Origin of the sequence: Actinomycetospora sp. CA-053990, assembly GCF_050948445.1 — a bacterium.
GTDB classification, from domain to species: Bacteria; Actinomycetota; Actinomycetes; order Mycobacteriales; family Pseudonocardiaceae; genus Actinomycetospora; species Actinomycetospora callitridis.
On the sequence record NZ_CP192043.1, the window covers coordinates 4,670,307 to 4,690,828 of the forward strand.

Annotated in this window: 18 protein-coding genes; 9 read left to right on the forward strand and 9 right to left on the reverse strand. The window is 73.8% G+C overall.

What is annotated here, in order from left to right:
* Positions 1–7 precede the first annotated feature (7 nt).
* Entirely contained in the window at positions 8–1,618 is a 1,611-nt protein-coding gene (locus ACQPYN_RS23950) for an AMP-binding protein (RefSeq protein WP_433028573.1), read from the reverse strand.
* Positions 1,619–1,833: 215 nt separating this feature from the next.
* On the opposite strand from ACQPYN_RS23950, the gene ACQPYN_RS23955 reads away from it, so the two are divergent.
* From ACQPYN_RS23955 to ACQPYN_RS23980, 6 genes are all read left to right on the forward strand, one after another.
* On the forward strand, positions 1,834–2,838 hold the full coding sequence (locus tag ACQPYN_RS23955) for a helix-turn-helix domain-containing protein (protein ID WP_433028575.1): 1,005 nt from the start codon (positions 1,834–1,836) through the stop codon (positions 2,836–2,838).
* 87 nt (positions 2,839–2,925) lie between these two features.
* Entirely contained in the window at positions 2,926–3,642 is a 717-nt protein-coding gene (locus tag ACQPYN_RS23960) for an SDR family NAD(P)-dependent oxidoreductase (protein ID WP_433028577.1), read from the forward strand.
* A gap of 17 nt (positions 3,643–3,659) precedes the next feature.
* Positions 3,660–4,910 (forward strand): acyl-CoA dehydrogenase family protein, encoded by a 1,251-nt coding sequence (locus ACQPYN_RS23965; protein ID WP_433028579.1) that lies wholly within the window; start codon positions 3,660–3,662, stop codon positions 4,908–4,910.
* A gap of 495 nt (positions 4,911–5,405) precedes the next feature.
* Entirely contained in the window at positions 5,406–6,281 is an 876-nt protein-coding gene (locus tag ACQPYN_RS23970) for an NAD(P)H-binding protein (protein ID WP_433028581.1), read from the forward strand.
* A 412-nt stretch (positions 6,282–6,693) separates the two neighbouring features.
* The gene (locus tag ACQPYN_RS23975; RefSeq protein WP_433028583.1) at positions 6,694–7,518 is read left to right on the forward strand and encodes an alpha/beta fold hydrolase; all 825 of its coding nucleotides are present in this window, start codon (positions 6,694–6,696) and stop codon (positions 7,516–7,518) included.
* 26 nt (positions 7,519–7,544) lie between these two features.
* Positions 7,545–8,846 carry an NAD(P)/FAD-dependent oxidoreductase gene (locus tag ACQPYN_RS23980; protein WP_433028585.1) on the forward strand — a complete coding sequence of 434 codons (1,302 nt, stop codon included), beginning with the start codon at positions 7,545–7,547 and terminating at the stop codon, positions 8,844–8,846.
* 31 nt (positions 8,847–8,877) lie between these two features.
* Here ACQPYN_RS23980 and hrpB read toward each other — a convergent pair whose 3' ends face one another.
* Positions 8,878–11,343 (reverse strand): ATP-dependent helicase HrpB, encoded by a 2,466-nt coding sequence (hrpB, locus tag ACQPYN_RS23985; RefSeq protein WP_433028587.1) that lies wholly within the window; start codon positions 11,341–11,343, stop codon positions 8,878–8,880.
* Positions 11,344–11,444: 101 nt separating this feature from the next.
* Here hrpB and ACQPYN_RS23990 point away from each other — a divergent pair, with 101 nt between their 5' ends.
* Complete coding sequence (locus ACQPYN_RS23990) at positions 11,445–12,740, forward strand: hypothetical protein (RefSeq protein ID WP_433028589.1); 1,296 nt, start codon at positions 11,445–11,447, stop codon at positions 12,738–12,740.
* Here ACQPYN_RS23990 and ACQPYN_RS23995 read toward each other — a convergent pair.
* The 3 genes from ACQPYN_RS23995 to ACQPYN_RS24005 all read right to left on the reverse strand — a co-directional run bounded on the left by ACQPYN_RS23995 (position 12,726) and on the right by ACQPYN_RS24005 (position 15,967).
* Complete coding sequence (locus tag ACQPYN_RS23995; protein ID WP_433028591.1) at positions 12,726–14,054, reverse strand: DUF1254 domain-containing protein; 1,329 nt, start codon at positions 14,052–14,054, stop codon at positions 12,726–12,728. The genes ACQPYN_RS23990 and ACQPYN_RS23995 overlap by 15 nt on opposite strands.
* A gap of 110 nt (positions 14,055–14,164) precedes the next feature.
* Entirely contained in the window at positions 14,165–14,878 is a 714-nt protein-coding gene (locus ACQPYN_RS24000) for a DUF4190 domain-containing protein (RefSeq protein WP_433028593.1), read from the reverse strand.
* A 75-nt stretch (positions 14,879–14,953) separates the two neighbouring features.
* Positions 14,954–15,967: a molybdopterin-dependent oxidoreductase gene (locus ACQPYN_RS24005; RefSeq protein ID WP_433028595.1), complete on the reverse strand. Its 1,014-nt coding sequence runs from the start codon at positions 15,965–15,967 to the stop codon at positions 14,954–14,956.
* A 132-nt stretch (positions 15,968–16,099) separates the two neighbouring features.
* Between ACQPYN_RS24005 and ACQPYN_RS24010 the strand changes: the two genes are divergently transcribed.
* Positions 16,100–17,566, forward strand: a complete 1,467-nt coding sequence (locus ACQPYN_RS24010) for a hypothetical protein (protein WP_433028597.1) — start codon at positions 16,100–16,102, stop codon at positions 17,564–17,566.
* Positions 17,567–18,088 carry an SCO family protein gene (locus ACQPYN_RS24015; protein WP_433028599.1) on the forward strand — a complete coding sequence of 174 codons (522 nt, stop codon included), beginning with the start codon at positions 17,567–17,569 and terminating at the stop codon, positions 18,086–18,088. It begins immediately after the preceding gene.
* A gap of 5 nt (positions 18,089–18,093) precedes the next feature.
* On the opposite strand, the gene ACQPYN_RS24020 is transcribed toward ACQPYN_RS24015, so the two are convergent.
* The 4 genes from ACQPYN_RS24020 to ACQPYN_RS24035 form a co-directional block, all read right to left on the reverse strand.
* Positions 18,094–18,654: a TetR/AcrR family transcriptional regulator gene (locus tag ACQPYN_RS24020; RefSeq protein WP_433028601.1), complete on the reverse strand. Its 561-nt coding sequence runs from the start codon at positions 18,652–18,654 to the stop codon at positions 18,094–18,096.
* Entirely contained in the window at positions 18,651–18,845 is a 195-nt protein-coding gene (locus ACQPYN_RS24025; RefSeq protein ID WP_433028603.1) for a hypothetical protein, read from the reverse strand. The genes ACQPYN_RS24020 and ACQPYN_RS24025 overlap by 4 nt, the downstream gene beginning before the upstream one ends.
* On the reverse strand, positions 18,782–20,233 hold the full coding sequence (locus ACQPYN_RS24030; RefSeq protein ID WP_433028605.1) for an FAD-dependent monooxygenase: 1,452 nt from the start codon (positions 20,231–20,233) through the stop codon (positions 18,782–18,784). The genes ACQPYN_RS24025 and ACQPYN_RS24030 overlap by 64 nt, the downstream gene beginning before the upstream one ends.
* A gap of 133 nt (positions 20,234–20,366) precedes the next feature.
* Positions 20,367–20,507 carry a hypothetical protein gene (locus ACQPYN_RS24035; RefSeq protein ID WP_433028607.1) on the reverse strand — a complete coding sequence of 47 codons (141 nt, stop codon included), beginning with the start codon at positions 20,505–20,507 and terminating at the stop codon, positions 20,367–20,369.
* Between the last annotated feature and the right edge of the window lie 15 nt (positions 20,508–20,522).

The window sequence follows — 20,522 nt, forward strand, 5'->3', positions numbered from 1 at the left end:
CGCGAGCTCAGTCCTCCCGCAGCGCCCGTCGCAGGATCTTGCCGGTGGTGGTGCGGGGCAGCTCGTCCAGGAACTCGATCTCCCGTGGCACCTCGTGGGCGGCGAGCCGCGACCGGACGTGGGTGCGCAGCTCGTCGGCGAGCTCCGCGGACGCGGTGACCCCGGGGCGCAGCACGACGAACGCCTTGGGGACCTGCCCGCGCCGCTCGTCCGGCACGCCGACGACCGCGGCCATCGCGACGGCCTCGTGCCCGCCGAGGCTCTGCTCGATCTCGCCGGGGCCGATCCGGTAGCCGGCCGAGTTGATGACGTCGTCCTTGCGGGACTCGAACCAGATGTAGCCGTCCGCGTCCTGGCGGGCCAGGTCGCCGGTGAGCAGCCAGTTGCCGAGGAACTTGGCCTCCGTCGCCTCCGGGTTGCGCCAGTACTCCAGCATCGTCGAGGGCGTCCGGCGGTCGAGGGCGAGCTCGCCGACCGTGTCGACCACGGGCGTGCCGTCGTCGTCGAGCACGACGGCGGTGAACCCCGGCAGCGCCTTGCCCAACGATCCGGGACGGACCGGGTACACCGACGCGCAGTTGCCGATGCAGGCGTTGAGCTCGGTCTGCCCGTAGCCCTCGTTCACGGTCGCGCCGAAGAACTCCTCGCTCCACTTCAGCAGGTCGGCGCCCAGGGCCTCGCCGCCGGAGGCCACCGAACGGAACGCGAACCCGTCACCGTCGATCCCGGACGCGCGGATCACCCGCAGCGCGGTGGCCGGCAGCAGGGTGAGCGTCACGCCGAACTCGCGCATCAGCCACACCGACCGCTCGGCGGTGAACGCCGGCTCGCGGTCCACCACCACGGGCAGACCGTGGAACCAGGCCGGCACGAGGATGTCCATGATCCCGGCGATCCACGCCCAGTCGGCCGGGGACCACAGCACGTCGTGGGCCTTCGGATAGAACTCGAAGATCGCCTCGAAGGCGACCAGGTGCCCGAAGACGATGCGGTGGGCGTGCAGCGCGCCCTTGGGGTCGCCGGTCGTGCCCGAGGTGTAGATCAGGAACGCCGGGTCCTCCGCGGCCGTGTCCACGGGCGTGAACTCCGGGGACGCCGCGGCCAGCGCGTCCTCGTAGGAGTCCGCGCCGGTACCGCCGATCACCAGCAGCGGCACCTGATCGCCGCCGTCGTCGAGCGCCTCGCGCACCCGGTCGGCGTTCGCCGCGGCCGTCACCACGGCCTTCGCGCCGGCGTTGCGCAGCCGGTAGCGCAGCGCGTCCGGGCCGAACATCGACGACAGGGGCAGCGCGATCGCACCCATCCGGAACATCGCGACGAAGCCGACGCCGGTCTCGAACGAGGCCGGGCTGACCAGCCCCACGACGTCGCCCCGCCCGACCCCGAGCCCGGCCAGCGCGTTCGCGAGCCGGTTCGAGGACTCGGTCACCTCGCCGAACGTGTGGTCGCGCGAGGTCCGGTCCACCTCGATGACCGTCAGCGCCCGCGCGCCCGGGTCCTGCCGGTCGGCGCACGCCACCCCGAGGTTGAACCGTTCCGGGATGTCCATGGTGGCGAAGTCGACCTGTCGCCAGAGCTCGTCGTAGCTCGAGGCGGGGCTCAGCAGCGGATGCTCCACGACGACTCCCGCGGGTCCACGACGATGAGGACCACTCCACGGTAGGGCGCGGACGGTGGCCTGGATAGCTCCCCGGGCCACCGGGCCAGTGGTCCGGGTGTGCACGATCTGGCGTCTGCCGGTGCGCTCGGTGGCGGCCGCGTCGGTGCGGGGCCTCCTACAGTCGCGGCACGGGCCCGATCGCGTGCTCGGCTCGGCGGACCGGGAGGTGACGGATGAGCGCACAGGCTCCGGAGGGCTCTGCTCCCTCCGCCCGTCACCTGGTCGCGGTGGCGGACGCCGGCGACGGCGCCCGGTTCGCGGCGCTCCTCGCCCCGTCGGTCGGCCCGGTCCGGGTCCGCCCGCTCGTCGACGGCACCTTCCGCAGCTCGCTGCGCAGCGCCGTGGCGGGCGAGGTGCGGGTCTCCGTGATGAGCGGCAGCCCGTGCGTGCTCACCCGCGACCCCGACCTCATCGACCCGGCGGATCCCGCGTTCCTCACCGTCACCCTGCACCGCACGGGGCGGGCCGGGGTCGCCCAGGACGGGCGGCACTGCCTGCTCGGCCCCGGGGACCTCGTCAACTACGTCACCTCACGGCCCTACGAGGTGACGTTCTGGGAGCCGTACGAGGCCGTGGTCGTCTCGGTCCCGATCGCGGCGCTGGGATCGCACGCGGACACGCTGGCGGGACGCACGGCCGTCGCCGTCGGCACCGACTGCGGGCCGCGGGACGTGGTCGGCGCGCTGTTCGAGGGCCTCGCCGCGAAGGTGGACGGCTGCACCCTGGGCGCGGCGAGCCGCAGCAAGGAGTACCTCGCGGACGCGATCGTCTCGCTCGTCATCGCCGAGCTGGTCGACATCGCGCCGCAGGGAGCGGGCGACGACCTCGCGGACAGGGTGCTCGCCCACTGCCTGGCCTCCCTGGCCGATCCGGGGCTGACCGTGGAGTCGGTGGCGCGGGCCCACGGCGTGTCCGTGCGCTATCTGCACAAGGTGCTCGCCCCCACCGGCCACACCCTCTCGGCCTGGATCCGTCGGCAACGGCTGGAGCGGGTCCGTCGCGACCTCGTCGACGAGTCGCTCCACGGGCGCACCGCCTCCGCGATCGCCGCGCGGTGGGGCATCACCGGCACCGAGCACCTGAGCCGGGCGCTGAAGGCGGAGTTCGGCATGACCGCCAACGAGATCCGTCGCTCCGGCCGGTGGGAGCGCGGCGGGCCACGCCCGCCACGCGAGTAACGCGGTTCGCCCGCCACCCCACGGATCCCACACCCCGAGGGCCGCGCCGAGCGGTCCCGTCGATGACGCACGTCCCGAGGAGATTCCATGACCACCACGAACGGCCAGAAGGTCGTCATCGTCACCGGCGCATCGCGCGGCATCGGGGCCGGTGTCGTCGAGGGCTACCGCAAGCTCGGCTACGCCGTCGTCGCCACCTCGCGCTCCGTCGCGCCGTCCGACGACCCACAGGTGCACACCGTCCCCGGGGATCTCGCCGAACCCGGGACCGCCGACCGCGTGGTCGATGCCGCCCTGGAGCGGTACGGACGCGTCGACACCCTGGTCAACAACGCCGGGATGTTCCTCGCGAAGCCCTTCACCGCCTACACCGACGACGACTTCGCGGCGATGGTCGGCCTCAACCTCGCCGGGTTCTTCGGCATCACCCGGCGAGCGGTCGCGACGATGCTCGAGCAGGGCGCCGGCCACGTGGTCACCCTGACCACCTCGCTCGTCGACCATCCGCTCAAGGCGGTCCCCTCCGTCCTCGCGTCCCTGACCAAGGGAGGGCTCGACGCCGCGACCCGGTCCCTGGCCGTGGAGTGCGCCGGCTCCGGCGTGCGGGTGAACGCGGTGTCGCCGGGGATCATCAAGACCCCCATGCACCCCGTCGAGGCGTACGACGCCTACGCCGGGCTGCACCCGGTGGGCCGCATGGGCGAGATCGAGGAGATCGTCCACGCCGTCCTCTATCTCGAGGCCGCGGCGTTCGTGACGGGCGAGACCCTGCACGTCGACGGCGGCCAGTGCGCCGGCCACTGAGGAGGGAGGAACACGCCGTGACCGTCACCGATTCCGTCCGCAGCGAGCAGCAGACCCTGCGCGCCCGGGCGCGCGAGTTCGCCGGCGACGTCCTCGCCCACGTCCGCGACGTCACCGACCCCCTGCCCACACCCACCGAGCGCTACCGGGCCACCCGCCCCTTCTACCGGCAGATGGTGGAGGCCGGGTTCCTGCGCCGGCTCGTGCCGCAGGCCCTCGGCGGGGACGGGACCGGGGCGTCCACGACCGCGGTGCTCGCCGAGGAGCTGGTCGCGGGCGATCCGAGCGTGGCCCTGCACCTGTTCTCGACCGGGCTCGGGCTGACCCCCCTGCTGCGCGCCGGCAGCGCGGCTCAGCACCGGCAGTTCCTCGCCCCGTTCCTGGCCACGACCGGGACCCCGCTCGCCTCCCTCGCCCTGTCCGAGCCCGGCGGCACCGCCAACCTCGACCAGCCCGATCCCGGCACGGGGATGGAGGTGGGGCTGCGGACCACGGCCCGCCGCGACGGCGGGCACTGGATCCTCGACGGGGAGAAACAGTGGGTCTCCCACGCGACCGGGTGGGACGGCGACGGGCCCGACCTCATGACCGTGGTGTGCCGCGCCGGGGACGACCCCGATCCGCGACGGTCGACGGCGGTGCTCCTCGTCCCGGGCCCGATCGAGGGGCTGACGATCACCGAGGTCCTCGAGCCGCTCGGCCATCGCGCGCACCTCCTCCCCCGGTTCTCCCTGAGCGACGTCCGCGTCCCGACCTCCCACCTCCTCGGCGAGGTCGGCGACGGTCTCGGCATCGTCGCCACGTCCTTCGGCGGCGCCCTGATCGGAGCCTGCTCGGCCGGTGTCATGCGCGCCGCGTTCGACGTCGCCCTGCAGTTCGCGCGCACCGACCGCCGCGGCGGGCTGGTGCCGGTCGTCGAGCACCAGGGCGTCGGTTTCCAGCTCGCCGACGTGAAGACCCGGATCGAGGCCGTCCGCGGCCTCACCCGTGCGGCGTGCGCGGCGGTGGACAGCGGCTCACCCGGCGCCGAGGAGCTGTCCGTCCACGCCAAGATCTTCGGTTCCGAGGCGGCCGTCCAGACCCTGGTCGAGCTGATGAGGGTCGTCGGCGTGGACTCCTACGGACATCACCTGCCCCTGGCCGGCCTACTCCAGGACGCGCTCGCGTATCCGCTGTTCAGCGGCGGCAACGTCGGGTTCCGCCGACGCCGGCTGCACGCCCTCCTCGCCGACCCCCACTACGACCCGTGGTGCACCGTCGAGGGCTGACCTCGGAAGAGAGCGACCACGGCCACCCCCACCCCACCCGCGACGCTCGGCGCGGTGTTCACCGCCGACGCCACCCTCGACTTCGGGCCCGCCGCCCGGGCGACGGGCATCGTCGACGGGGTCGCGGTCAGCGTCGGGCCCATGGACACGGTGCACATCGCGACCAACCTCCGCGTGCTCCACGCCGAGGGCGACGGCGCCCGCGCCCCGGGTCGTGCCGGTCGGCACGCCACCCCGAGGTTGAACCGTCCGGGATGTCCATGGTGGCGAAGTCGACCTGTCGCCGGAGCTCGTCGTAGCTCGAGGCGGGGCTCAGCAGCGGATGCTCCACGAGGACTCCCGCGGGTCCACGACGATGAGGACCTCTCCACGTAGGGCGCCGGCGGTGGCGTGGGTCGCTCCGGTCGGTGGTCGGGGAGCGATCCGGCAACGCGTACCTGACCACGAGCACGTCGGAGCTATGGTCTGGTCGGCACCGCTGAAGGCGGGGACGCCATGATCGTCGTGACCGGAGCCGGCGGCCGGCTCGGCCGCGCCGTGGTCGAACAGCTGCTCGACCACGTGCCACCCGGTCAGGTCGGGGCGAGCGTCCGCGATCCGCTGAAGGTCCAGGACCTCGAGCAGCGGGGCGTGCGGGTCCGTCACGGGGACTACACCGTCCCGGCGAGCCTGGGTCCCGCCTTCCGCGGCGCGTCGAGGCTGCTCGTGATGTCCGCGGACACCACCGGGGAGGAGGCCGTGCGACGCCACCGCGCGGCGATCGCTGCGGCCGTCTCGGCCGGCGTCGAGCGGGTCGTCTACACCAGCCGCATGGGCGCCGATCCGACCTCGCCCTACGCGCCCATGCCCGACCACGCCGCCACCGAGGCGATCCTCCGCGACAGCGGCGTCGCGTTCACCTCGCTGCGCAACGGCTTCTACGCCTCGACCGTCCCGCAGCTGCTGGCGGGCGCGTTGCAGACCGGCGAGCTCCGCGCGCCCGCGGACGAGCCCGTGGCGTGGACGACTCACGCCGATCTCGCGGCCGGCGCGGTGCTCGCGCTGACCGGGGACGTGTTCGACGGCAACACCCCGCCGCTGACCGGCTCCGAGGCCCTCGACATGACCGACGTCGCTGCCCTCGCCTCCACCCTCGTCGGCCGGGCGATCAGGCGGGTGGTCGTCCCCGACGCGCGGTACCGCGCCGAACTGCTGGAACAGGGCCTCTCCGAGCACGCGGCCGACCTGCGCGTGGGCTTGTTCGCCGCGAGCCGGCGCGGGGACTTCGCGCCGGCGGACCCGACACTCACCCGCCTCCTCGACCGCCCGACCACCACGCTCGCCGCGTTCCTGGACGCGACGCTGACGCCGCCCGGGACCACGGGTCCGTAGGGCCATCACCGCGGCGGCGACGCTAGGACCTCGGTCGAAGGAACGTGAGGCCGATCCGGTCAGGTGCCGAGATTGTTTGTCGCGACCAGTACCCGAGTCGGCACTGACCGTGAGAGCATGCCATTCCTGTTCCTGCAGCCGGGGTACGCTCACGACCGCCGTGAGGTCGAACCAACTCGGCATTCGACCGCTCATGGCCTCGTGCGCTCCCGATCTCCCGGTTCCGTGAGTAACGTGGCTTCCCGTCTGGTCGGCGGTGAGATCGCGATGTCTCGCCGGGTGAGTCGCTCTCGTCCACCTCCCACACGTCGGGCCGACTCGCCAGTTCGTGCCGCTACCACGCTCACCGAGATCCATGGCCTGCGGTCGTGCGGCCGATCGAACTCCGACCACCTGCGAGTGGGAGCGCCCCATGGGAACCATCACCGTCGCCGACGGTACCGAAATCTTCTACAAGGACTGGGGTTCGGGCCAACCGATCGTGTTCAGTCACGGTTGGCCGCTCTCGGCTGACGACTGGGACACCCAGATGCTGTTCTTCGTGCAGCACGGTTTCCGCGTCGTCGCCCACGACCGGCGGGGTCACGGACGGTCGAGCCAGACGGGCGACGGCCACGACATGGATCACTATGCCGACGATCTCGCGGCGTTGACGGCCCATCTCGACCTCACGGATGCCGTCCACGTCGGTCACTCCACCGGAGGCGGCGAGGTGGTCCGCTATCTGGCCCGCCACGGCGAGGGCCGAGTGGCGAAGGCTGCGATCGCGAGCGCCGTACCGCCCTTGATGGTCCGCACCGACGCGAACCCGGGCGGCCTCCCCAAGAAGGTCTTCGACGACTTCCAGACCGAGCTCGCATCCAATCGATCGTCGTTCTACCGTGAGGTGGCGGCCGGCCCGTTCTACGGTTTCAACCGACCGGGAGCGGAACCCTCCGAAGCCATCGTCCAGAACTGGTGGCGCCAGGGCATGATGGGTGGCGCGAAAGCGCACTACGACGGCATCGTCGCCTTCTCGCAGACTGATTTCACCGATGACCTGAAGAAGATCACGGTGCCCGTGCTCGTGATGCACGGCGACGACGACCAGATCGTGCCCTACGCGGACTCGGCGCCCCTCTCGGCGGAACTTCTCCAGAACGCCACGCTGAAGACGTACGAAGGATTCCCGCACGGTATGCCGACCACGCAGTCGGAGACGATCAATGCCGATCTGCTGGAATTCATCAGGTCGTGACCGGACCCAACCTGTGAGAGGTACCGATGAGCCGTCCTTCCGTCGTCGTCGTCGGAGGCGGGTTCGCGGGATACTTCGCGGCACGAACGCTGGAACGCCTGGTGCCGGCCGATTCGGCCGACCTCACGCTGATCAGCGCAACGGATCATTTGTGCTACAGCCCGCTGCTGCCCGAGGTCGCGGCGGGCCGGCTGGATCCGAGGCGCATCGCCGTTCCCCTTCACTCGGGCCTGCAGCGCACCCGCCTCGTCCAGGCCACGGTGGCGAACGTGGACTTCGAGGGGCGGACACTCGAGGTGGTCGCCGAGTCCGGCCCCGTCGAACCGGTTCGGTGGGACCGCCTGGCCCTGACCACCGGCAGCGTCACACGCACGCTCCCGACGCCCGGGGTGGACAACCACGCGCTGGGCCTGAAGACACTGGTCGAGGCCCAGTTCGTCCATGACCACGTCCTGCGGCAACTGGAGCTCGCCGACAGCACGGCGAACCCGGATGAGCGCAGGGCTCGGTTGACCTTCGTCGTGGTGGGGGCGGGCTACGCCGGTACAGAGACCGCCGCACAGCTTCAGCGCGCGACGGTCACGCAACTGGACCGCTTCCCGCGGCTGTCGCGGGACGAGCTGCGGTGGGTCCTGCTCGACCTGGCTCCGTCCGTGTTGCCGGAGCTGGGTCCGCGCCTGGGTCGAGCGGCGCTCGCCGTCATCCGGGGCCGGGGGATGGAGGTGCGCCTCGGTACGACCCTCACGTCGATCGGCGAGGGACGCGTGGCCCTCTCCGACGGGACGGGTCTGCCGACTCACACCGTGGTGTGGACCGTGGGGGTCACACCACCACCGCTCGTAGGTCGGCTCGGGCTGGCCGTAAGTCGTGGTCGGCTCGTCGTCGACGAGCACCTCCGCCTGCGCGAGGGGGTGTGGGCGGCCGGAGACAGCGCAGCGGCTCGCGATCCCTTCAGCGCGACGGGGAGCGACTACCCGCCGACAGCCCAGCACGCGCAACGCCAGGGCCTGGTCATCGGCCGCAACGTGGCGGCCAGCCTCGGCGTCGGGAGGGCGCGCCGCTACCGACACCGCGATCTCGGCCTGGTCGCTGACCTGGGCGGCGTCGCGGCCGTCGCCCGTCCGATGGGCGTGCCGCTCACCGGACTGCCCGCCAAGCTGGTGACCAAGGCCTACCACCTGTACGCGTTGCCGGCGGCAGGCAACCGATTGCGGGTCGCGGCCGACTGGGCGCTGAACCTGGTCAGCCGGCCGATCGCGGCTCAGCTCGGCCTCGTTGGACCAGCCGCGGCCCGTCTGGCCGCCGAACACGAGGGCGCAGATCGGTGACGCGCTGGACAGGAAAGCCCACGAGAGGTCGTCAGCGCCGCGGGTCCTCCGGCCACGCGTGCTTGGGGTAGCGGCCCCGCAGCTCCGCGCGCACCTGCGGATAGCCGGAGTCCCAGAACGACGCGAGGTCGGCGGTCACCGCCACCGGACGTCCCGCGGGTGAGAGCAGGTGGACGACGACCGGGACCCCCGCCAGGACCGGAGCACGCTCCCACCCGAACGCCTGCTGGACCTTGAGCGCGACGACGGGGGCCGCGGGGTCGGTGTAGTCGACGCGGACGCTGCGTCCCGACGGGGTCGTCACCGTGGTCGGCGCGAGCTCGTCGAGCCGGCCGGCCTCCGACCACGGCACGAGGTGGCGCAGCGCGGACGCGACCTTCACGCGCGCGACGTCCGCCCGGCGGCGCACCCGCGTGAGGTCGAGCCACTCGTCGAGACGGGACAGCAGGGCCTCGTCGTCGACCGCGGGCCACGGGTCGCCCCGCGCCGCGTGCAGGAACGCCAGCCGGGCCCGCAGCGCCGTCGCCGCGTCGTCCCAGCGCAGCAGCCCGAGCCCCTCCGCGGCCATGCCGTCGCGCACCGCGGCCGCGACCGCCGCCGGGTCGGGGTGGGCCAGCGGCCGGCGGGCCAGCACGATCGCGCCGAGGCGCTCGCGGCGCTCCGCCACGACGTCGCCGCCCTCCCAGGCCACCACCGCGTCGTCGTGCCACCAGCCCGCGGCGGCCTCCCGGGCGAGGTCCTCGTCAACGGGCACGGCGAGCCGCACCCGCGCCACCCGGTCGCCGGGACCGCGCACGGCGTCCGCCACGGCGATCCACGGGCTGCCCCGCAGCCGCGACCCCGCGGAGAGCTCGACCCCGGTGCCCCCCGTCGTCAGGTACTCGCGGGCGTCGGCGCCGCGGGCCCGGGCGAGGCGGTCGGGGTAGGCGAGGGCGACGACCGAGGCCGCGCCCTGCGAGCGCGTCGCACCGCCCCGGCGACGGGGACCGTTGCCCTGGCGGAGCCTCCGGACCTCCGCCCGCCACCGCGGATCGTTCGCGGCCCGAGCGGTGCGCAGGAGCTCCTCCAGGTCGTCGGAGTCGCCCCGCACGTCGGCGGCGAGCAGCGCGACCACCTCGGTCGCGGTGTCCGCCCCGACGGCCTCCGCGCCGTCGAGCAGCGCGCGACCGAGCCGGGGGTGCACGCCGGTCGTCGCCACCGACCGCCCCCGTTCGGTGATGTGCCCGCCCTCGTCCACGAGCCCCAGCCCGCGCAGCACCTCCCGCGCCGCGTCGAACGCCACGGCCGGCGGCGGGTCGAGCAGAGCCAGCCCCGTGGCGTCCGGCGTGCCCCACCGCGCGAGCTGGAGCGCGAAGCCGGCCAGGTCGGCGTGCGCCACCTCCGGGGCGTCGTCGCGGTCACGGTGCGCGTGCTCGGCCTCCGACCAGCAGCGGAACACCGTCCCGGCGGCCTCCCGGCCCGCGCGCCCGGCACGCTGCGTCGCCGAGGCCTGCGAGGCGAGCACCGTGACCAGGGCGTCGAGGCCGCGGGCGTGGTCGGTCCACGGCCGCCGGGACAGCCCGGCGTCGACGACGACCCGCACCCCCGGCACCGTCAGGCTCGTCTCGGCGATCGAGGTCGCCAGCACCACGCGGTGTCGTCGGGAGGGCCCGCCCGAGGAGCCGCCCAGCACGGCGTCCTGGTGCGCCGCGTCCTGCCCGCCGTGCAGCGAGAGGACCTCCGCGTCCACCGGGCCCAGGCGGCGGCCGACCTCGTCGATCTCCCGACGACCGGGCAGGAACACGAGCACGTCCCCGGTGGTCTCGGCGACGGCCCGTCGCACGACCGCGCCCACGTGATCGAGGAACGCCGGCTCCACCCGCATCCCGCGCGGCGGTGGGACGGGACGCGGGGGCGGGCTCCAGACGACGTCGACCGGGTGAATCGGATCGGGCGCGGTGACGACGCGCCCGTCGAGCGCGACCGCCAGGTCGTCGGCGGCCGCCGTGGCGGAGGTCGCGAGCAGGCGCAGGTCCGGGCGCAGGGCGGCGCGCGCGTCGACGCCGAAGGCCAGCGCGAGATCGGTGTCGAGGTGGCGCTCGTGGCACTCGTCGAGGACGACGGCGTCGACGCCCGCGAGCTCCGGATCGCGCTGGAGCCGGGCGACGAGCAGGCCCGTCGTGACGACCTCGACCCGGGTCTCCGGTCCGGTGCGCCGCTCGCCGCGGATCGCGTAGCCGATCCGCCCGCCCACCGGCTCGCCGAGCAGCCACGCCATCCGCTGGGCCGCGGCGCGGACGGCCACGCGGCGCGGCTCGGCGACGAGCACCCGCCCGGCGACCGACCCGGCCAGCGCGAGCGGCACCAGGGTCGTCTTGCCCGTGCCGGGCGGGGCGACGAGGACGGCGGACCCGCGCTCGTCCAGCGCGGCCTCGAGCTCCGGGAGCGCCGCACGCACCGGCAGGTCGAGGTCGACCTCGTCGATCACACCTGTCGGTCTACCAGTCCCTCGACTCATCCGAGCCGGGTGATGCGGTCGGCGGCCGGTGCTACTTGTCTCGACCCTGATGACGGACCCACGCACCCCCGCCGCGAGCTGCCGTCGTCAAGGGAGTCGCGATGTCCGCCGTCGATGATCTGACGGAGCTGGTCGAACGTGCGGGTGCCGCCGAACGGGCCGCGCTCGCGTCGAGGTGGAAGGAACGCGAGGACGTCGACGCTCTCCGGCGACGTGTGGAGGGCGCCATCACCGAAGCGCACCAGCTGGAGAAGCTCTCCTCGGGGCCCGTGCTGAGCGATCGGCGCGCCCGCCTCCGGGACGCGTTCCTCGACGAGGGGCTCCGCAGCGAGCCCTCTCCGACGGTGACCCACGCCGACGCCGCGCGCGCCGAGTCGGAGGCTGCCGGCGCCGTGACCGTGGCGCGGCTGGCGCTGCTCGAGGCGCACCTCGCGGTGCTCGACGCCCGGCTCGCCCGCATCGACGCCGGTGAGGCCGAGCCCGGCGCGGAGGCGATCGACGGCCACACCCCGCTGCAGGGGCGCAACGCGGTCACCCGGCACGGGCCCGCGCTGGCCAACGGTGTGCGCGGCGAGATCGTGTACATGCTGACGCGCAAGCCACGCTCGCTCCTCACGAGCCTCGCGATCGGCCTCGCGCTCGGCCTGCTCTACCTCGGCGTCATCCGGGTGTTCCAGTGGGACCGGGCCCAGGCGTGGCTGCCCTACCTCGGGCTGTGGGCGATCTCGGTCGTCATGGGCGGCGCGGTCTGCCTCAACGCCATGAGCTTCGACGCGATGCGCGTCCGGGCCGCTCTCGACAGCGGGGCGCGGCTGTGGCACCTGCTGGTGACCAAGAACCTGGCCCTGGTCTCCCTCGTCGCCCCGATCGGCTTCCTGCTCAGCGGCCTGCTCGCCTGGCGGGCCGGCAACCTCGACGCGTTCTTCAAGGCCTGCGCCCTGATGATCTCGTTCATCCTGCTCTGGCTCGGCGTCGGGAACGTGCTGTCGGTCGTCGTGCCGATCCGGGACGAGCCGATCCTGCGCCGCCGCAAGGACGGCACCCTCAAACAGTTCGCGATCGTCTTCGCCGTGTCCTACGCGATCGGCTACCTCGTGAACATCATGCTGCTCTGGCGGGTGTTCGCGGCCCAGGAGTGGGCCGCGCGCCTGGGGAGCGCGATCCTCCCGGCGATCTTCGTCATCGTCAGCAGCGCCTCGATGTGGATCCTCCTGACCATCGTCGCGGTCGCGCTGTCCCAGCAGCCGAAGATCCGGCGGGGCCTGATGAAGGAGCTCGCCGACTTCCAGTCGAACGCCGAGGCACAGGCGCTCGCCCGGGAGGCGGACCAGGCACGCGCGAGCGGGGACTCGGCGCCCGAGCCGACGGCGGAGACGGGAGCATCAGCCGCCCGGTGACCGCGTCCGGGAGGTCATCGGGGGCTCCTGCCAGGTGCCGTCGATCACCGAGGGCTCTGGTCCGTAGAGACGGAAGATCGCGGTGAACGGGCCGGCCGGCGCGGGCAGCCAGTTGGCTCGTTCCTCGGGCGCGGACGGTTCGTCGTGCTGCACGGTCAGGGTCAGGGAGCCGTCCGGACCGAACACCAGGCCCTCGGTGCGGTCCCCGATCGAGTACCTGTCGATCGGGTTGTCGACCAGCAGGCGGCTCGGGAGCGCGTACATGGTGATCGACCAGAAGAGCTTGACCGGCGGGAGCCGGTCGGCCGGGAAGTGCACCGTGTAGGAGTCCCCGCCCGTCAACGGGCGGCCCTGCTCGTCGGCGTGCCAGCCGATGTAGATCGCTTCCTCGACGTTGTTGCCGTAGATGCCCATCGCCGCGGCCGTGGCGCGACGCAGGTAGTCCTGGCCCAGGCTCGCGCGACTGCCGAAGAGCCCGACGGACGAGTGCGTGGCGTGGATGGAGTCGGTCAACCGGCGATGCCCGTCCTCCACCCCGGCGTCGAGGGCTGCTCGCTGCTCGTCGGTCAGCGACCCGGCGTCGAACGACCACCCCGGACCGATGCCGGCGCGGGCGAAACGGGCCATGAGCTCCCGCTCGGACGGGTCGGGCGGCTGGCAGAACTGCAGCAGGAAGTTCAGGTAGGCGATGAACTCGCGGCTGAGGGCACGCTGCTCGTCCCACACCGGCCAGTCCACGGCCGGGGCGGGCGGGGGTGGCTCCGTGCCGGCCACGGCGTGCCGTGGCGCGAGCCCGTACTGCTCCTGCAGCGCCTCGACGTTCGCCAGGTCGTCCGGCCCGTCGAGGCCGGTGCGACCCAGGCAGCCGATGAACTCGGTCTCGGATCGGAACACCCCGTCGATGCCCTCGGGCACGTCCCCGTCCCAGCCCGGGCCGGCGAACAGGTAGCGGCCCCCGGCCCGGCCGGTGCTGAGAACGCCGGCGTAGGCGAAGTTGTAGGTGAACAGGTCGAACCACTGGAACGTCACGTACCGGTCCCCCGGGACCGGCGGCACCGTGAGCACCCACGGTTCGGCGCGCAGGTCCAGCCAGGCCCAGGAGTACGGGGTGTCGTTGTTGGCCGTGACGATGTCGGTGTCGGCAGGGGTGTAGACGCGGTCGTAGTGGCGAAAGCGACCGAAGCCCCCGACATAGCCGGGGAACGTCTCGTCCACGGCCTGCTCGTAGAGGGTCTTGTAGTTGAACAGCATCGCGTAGGCGTAGACGAACGCGTCGGCCGTCGTGGCCCTCAGCTCGTCCGGTCCGGCGTCCACCCGATGGCCTCCCGCACTCCGCCTCAGCCCTGACCACCGCACGGTAGGGAGGCGCCCGGCGTCGAGGCCTCCTCCTGAGCGGGTGAGATCGAGTTCGACCGGGCCCGCCCTCAGCCCACCCGCGTGATGTCGACCGTCGCCTCGGAGCCCTCGACAGCGGTCACCAGCGTCCGCAACTGCGCCTGCTGCCCGTCGACCCCGCCGGAGCAGACGGTGGACGCGTCGACCTGGGCGGGCAGGTAGCCGGGGCAGATGACATCCGTCGCACCGCTCTGGGCGCCGACCTGCTCGGCGAGCGCGTCGCTCGGCACCTCCGGGCCGTACTCGCCGTTCGTGACCCCGACCGTCGCCGTCCCGGCCGGTCCGGTCGGCACCGGATCCGTCGGGGCCGCCGGCTCGGAGACCTCGGGTTGGTCGGGGACCGGGCCGGGTCCCGACGACACGACCTGCGCCGCGAGGACGGTCAGGTACACCGTGGCCCCGAGGCCGAGGACGAGGAGCACGACGGAGAGCGCCAGGCCGGCCGTCGCGAGTCCCCGTCCCGGCTGGCCGGTGCGACGGGTCTGGCGACGCCCGACGATCCCGAAGACGATGCCCAGCGGGGAGAACAGGACGGCGAAGACGACCGAGAGGATCGCCATCGTGTTCGTGCCGGCGGGTCGGCCGCCGCCGGGCATGGTCGGCGGCGGGCCATGGGTCGGCGGCGGGCCATGGGTCGGCGGCGGGCCGTAGGTCGCCGTGGGTCGCAGGGACACCGTCGGGGCGTCGTCCTCGGCGAACGTCCGCGGCGCACGAGGGTGGGTCGGCGGCGGCTGCTGGCTCATGGGCGACGTCCTCGTCGGAGGCGGTGCGGGGTCGCTGCGCACGCTAGGACCACCGACGATCACCGGCGTAGGTCTTCACCGGCGATGCAGTAGCCCGTCCTCGGGAAGGCAGTAGTCGGGAGCGCCCTCGACGACCACCCGCACCTCGTGCACGGCGTTGCGCGCGCCGTCGAGGGGCTGGACGCGGCCCTGCGCGTCGGTGGCGCGGGCGGCGAGCACGTGCTCGCCCGCCGGCAGCTCGAGGTCGAGCGTGAACCGCTGCCACGTCCGGTGCTCGCCCCGCGCCTCCAGGGAGGCCGGACGCCACCGGCCGTCCACGCCGACCTCGACCGACGCCACCGGCCACGCGCCCCACGCCCACCCGGTCACCGCGACCGCGCGGCCGACGCGTGCTCCCTCGACGGGCGTCGTGACGACGCTGGTGACGTCGAGGTCGCGCACCGGCTGCGGCACGGGCTCGCCGGGCACGGTGCGCTGGTAGAGGCGAGTGGTGAACAGGTGCTCGGGGCGCCGGTCGGCGACGGTGAGCGCGCGGAGCCACTTGACGTTGTTGGTGCCGAAGTACCCGGGCACCACGAACCGCGCCGGCCCGCCGTGCGCGTCGTCCAGCGGCGCCCCGTTCATCCCGAGCGCCACGATCCCGCGCTCGCGGGCGACCTCGAGCGGCACGTCCTTGCGGTACTCGGTGCACGCGACGTCGGCGAAGACCCCGGCGTCGGCGCCGGTCGCCCACAGCGCCGACACCGACGCCGCGCCGGCGGCCTCGAGCAGCGCCGCGACCGGGACGCCGTGCCACACCACGTTCGCGGCCCGGCGTACGAACACACCCGGCTCGAGCGGGTTCCCGAAGCACTCGAGGACGGCCGGCACGTCGACGGTGGGCAGGCTGCGCAGCGTGGGCAGGTCCAGCTCCCGCGGCGTCGCGACGTCGCCGTCGATCCGCAGCCGCCAGGACTCGCGGTCGACGTGGGCGATGCCGAAGTGACCGATGAGGTAGACGTCGTCGATCGCCGTCACTCGCTCGGTGAGGCGCTCCGGGCCGGGGATCCACTTCGTCGTCGACGCGGGGTCCATGGGGGTGGCGGTCACGGCAGGACCTCCCAGGTCGGCCAGGGTCTGTCGTCGGGTCTGCCCAGGCTCCGGTGCCGGCCGTCCCGGGTCCAGAGGACGGCGCCCCGAACAGCTGTGGCGACGGGCCGGACCTGCGTAGCGTCAGGGCGCATGACGACGCCGTCGGTGCTGGACGAGACGCAGCTGGGCCACCTGCGCCACTGGGACAACCTCTCCCGCCGTCTGCCCCACGACTGGTCGCTGATGCAGGGCAAGGGCGCCGGCGAGGACGACTTCGGCAGCTACCGGTTCCAGCTCGCCTACATGATCTACGGGCTGGCCCTCACCCACCGCCACCGGCTCCCGGCGGCCCCGGGCCTGTTCCGCCCGACGATCCAGCGCCTCATCGAGAAGCTGCTGATGCCCGACGTCTGGCTCTACTGGCGCGACGTCTCGCGCGGCGGCATGGTCGCGAACGCGCACCTCTCCGAGGGCTACCACGAGGAGTGGGACCCCGTGGTGCGCGACAACATCATGTACTCGGCCTACGTGCAGTCCTGCGCCCTGCTGCACGACCACCTCTTCGCCGAGGACCGCTACGCCGAGCCCGGCGCGCTCACCTTCGAGCACTGGTCCTTCTTCTGGGGCGGTGAGCCGAAGCGCTTCCCCTACGACCGCGACTCGCTCAACGAGCACCTCTACTGGCAGATGGTCGAGAACGGCTACCTCGGCGTCGCCTGCGAGCCGAACTGCGTGTTCCAGATCTGCAACCAGCCCGCGATCCTCGGCTTCCGGCTGCACGACGTCCTCACCGGCGGCGACCGCGCCACCGAGGTGGTGGCCGGCTACGAGAAGGCCTGGGCCGACTTCGGGCGCCTCGACGCAGCGGGGCACTACAACCAGATGATCCTGGAGGACAGCAAGATCGTGGCGCCCAACGCCATGCTCGCGCCCTGGGTCGACGCCTGGTGCGGGGCGCTGATGAACACCTGGAACCGCGACTTCGTGCGCGAGAACTACCCGCGCCAGGTGGCGGAGTTCCTCGTCCCCGGCCCCGACGGCACCCTCTCGGTCCGCTCCGCGCCGGCGCGGAACGTGATGGGCCAGGCCGTCATCACCGACACCTGCGACACCGGGTGGGTCGCCGCCTGGGCCGCCGAGATGGGCGACCGCGCCACCCTGGACGGCCTGCTCGCCCACGCCGACCGGTTCATGGCGCCCACCCGGCAGGACGGCGGCCTCTACTACCCGCGCAACGACACCCCGTCCGACGCCGACGGCCACCGCACCGAGGTCGAGCCGATGACGGGCAACGTCCTGCTCGGCTACGCGCGGCTCAACGTCCCCGACGGGCTGCACGAGCTCTACCAGCGGCCGTGGGGACCCGAGCACTTCACCGAGCCCGCGCTGACCGAGGTCGGGCGCGACGTCGAGGTCCACCGCGCCGAGGTCGTCGACGGGGTCCTGCACGCCCGTCTGCGGCGCACCGGCGACGGCGAGTCGGCCGTCGTCGTCGGACGTGTGCCCGAGGGCGCGCGGCTGCGGATCGACGGCCGGGAGGTGGAGGCGCGCGCGGTGCCCGAGGGCCTGCGCATCGACGTCGCCCCCGGACCGGCCCACGACCTCGAGCTGGTGTGAGTGAGCGCGCCCCCCGACGTCGCCTTCGACCTCGTCGACCACGACGGCGCCCCGGTGGACGCCCGGTCCTACCCCGGCGCGTGGCTGCTGGTGCAGTTCGGCTTCACCTCGTGCCGCGTCGTGTGCCCCCGGGCGCTCACCCGGCTCACCGCGGCCCTCGACGCCCTCGACGACGAGGTGGCCGGCCGGGTCCGGCCGCTCTACGTGAGCGTCGATCCCGAGCGCGACACCCCCGAGGTCCTCCGGGCCTTCCTCGCGGCGTCGTACCCGCGCTTCACCGGGCTCACCGGCACCCCGGAGCAGGTCGAGGCGGCCAAGCGGGCCTTCCGTGTGTTCGCCCGCCGCCGCGCCGATCCCGAGGACCCGGACGGCTACGCCGTCCCGCACACCGCGATCACCTACCTCGTCGACCCCGACGGGCACCTCGCCCACCACTGGCCCGACACCGCCGACGCCCCGACCGTCGCCGCCGGGCTCACGGCGCACGTGGCGGCCGGGATCGGGGCGAGCCCGACGCCCTGACCGGGTCACGGCGGTCCGGCCGGGGTCGGTGCGAGCCGGTCGAGGAGCAGGGCGAACAGCTGCTCGGCGAACGCCACGTCACCACCCCGCGCGAGGGACAGCACGGCGATGCCCGTCGAGGTGGCCTGCAGGAGCGCGATCGACACCGGGTCGGCGTCCCGCCCCGCGGTGGCGAGCACCTCCGCGCCCAGCGGCGCGACGCCGGCGGCGAGGGCACCGAAGGCGGGGCGGACGGCCTCGTTCTGGTCGGCGGCCTGGGTCAGGGCCAGCAGCACCCGGGTGTCCGCGGGCGAGCTGACCACGCGCGCGAGGGCGGCGACCTGCTCGGCCCTCCCGTCGGCGCCGGCCAGGGTCTCGGCCAGCAGGGCCACGCGACGGCGCACCGCCTCCTCGGCGACGGCGACGACCTGCTCGTCGCGGGTCGGGAAGTAGTAGGTGAGGTGGCTCTGGCGCATCCCGGCCCGGGCGGCGACCCGGGGCTGGGTGAACCCGGCCGGCCCCGACTCGCCGATCACCTCGAGCGCCGCGTCGACGAGGGCGCGGCGCCGGTCGGGCTTCGCCGTCACGACGGTCCTGCGACCGCCGCCGGCTCGGCGGCGGGCGCGGCGACGTGCAGCGTGTCGGCGAGGTAGCGGCGCACGAGGGCCGGGTCGGACGTGTCGGCGACGAGGCCGAGGTAGCCGTCGGGGCGGATCAGCGCCAGCCCCTCGGCCGCGAGCCCGTAGGCGCGGCCGACGACGTCCTCGGGGTCGAGCACGTCCTCGCCGATCCGGACGACCGACCCGAGGTCGCCGAGGGCCTCCGCCGGCCCGGTGGCGTCGCCCCGCACGAGCAGCAGGAAGCCGGGTCGCTGCGCCAGCTCCTCGACCGCGACGGGCGTGCCGTCGGGACGGGTGAGGCCCTCGGGGTCGGGGGCGTGCTCCCCGCGCGGGCCGCGCCGCGGTGGTGGGCCCCGTACTGCACGGACAGCGGGCTGTGGCGGTAGCTCACCCGCAGCTCGGCGGTCGTCGTGGCCGCGGCGGTCCCGAGCGGGTGGACGTGGCCGACGACGAACAGGGCGGCGTCGCGCAGCGCCGCACCGGCGCCCTGCGCCGTGCCGACGTCGGTGAGCAGCGTCGTGGCCTTGACGACCTCGGCGCCGACCGGGTGCCGCTCGTCGTGGTAGGTGTCCAGCAGGACGGCGTCGGCGCGGCCCCGCACGACCAGGGCGAGCTTCCAGGCGAGGTTCGCGGCGTCCTGGATGCCGGTGTTCATGCCCTGCGCCCCGGCCGGGCTGTGGATGTGCGCGGCGTCGCCGGCCAGGAGGACCCGCCCGAGGCGGTAGCGCGGGACCTGGGCGTGGTGGACCTCGAAGTAGGTCAGCCAGCGCGGATCGCGCACGGTGACCCGCCCGCCCATGCGGGCGTCGGCGAGGGCCTGGATCTGCGCGAGGGTGGGGTCGGGCGCGTCCGGCCCGGGGTCGTCGACGAGGAACATGATGCGGGCGCGGGCGCCTGCGAGCGGGAAGAGGATCCCCATCCCGTCGGGGTGGGTGAACATCCGGATCGTGTCGGGCGACAGCTCGGTGTCGACGTCGACGTCCGCCATCGCGAAGTGCTGGCCGTGGAAGGCCCCGTCGAGGTGCGTGCCCGCGAGGTGCCGCGTGGCGCTGTGCCCGCCGTCGGCGCCCACGACCCAACCGACGCGCGTCGTCCGCTCGCCCTCCGGTCCGCGCAGGGTGACCTCGACGCCCTCGTCGTCCTGGGCCAGCCCGGTCAGCGAGACCCCGCGCTCCACGACGATCCCGAGCTCGGTGGCGCGCTCGGCGAGGACCGCCTCGGTGTCGGGCTGGGGGATGTCGAGCAGGAAGGGGTGGCGGCTCGGCACGTCGTCGAACGGGACGCGCGCCCGCGTCTCACCGGTGCGGCCGTCGACCATCGCGATCGCGGGGATGCGTCGTCCCCGGGCCTCGAGCCGGGGCAGCACGCCCATCGCCGCGAGCATCTCCATGCTGCGGGCGTGGAGGGTCACCGCGCGCGACTCGGTGGTCGGCGCCGGCAGGGCGTCCACGACGCGCACCGGCACGTTGAGCCGCGCCAGCTGGGACGCGGTCGTCAGCCCGACGGGCCCCGCGCCGACCACCAGTACGCCGTCTGCCGTGCTCATGTCCTGTGTCCTCCGCGCCCTTGTTTGGTGACCCAACCAAGTAGAGAACGCCTGCTCAGAGGCCGTCAAGTGGCACTCCGCGGGGTGCTCGACCGGACACGGAGGGCACGCGGCGCACCCCTCGGTGGTCCTCTCAGGCCGGCGGCCGGCCGAAGTCGACGAGGACGCGCTCGAGGGGAGCCGGGTGGACCGCGACGTCGCCGGCGAAGGGGTGGTCGAGCGCCAGGGCGACGACCATGAGGACCCCGATGAGCCAGGCCGGCAGGGCGTTCACGGGCGAGGAGCCCCG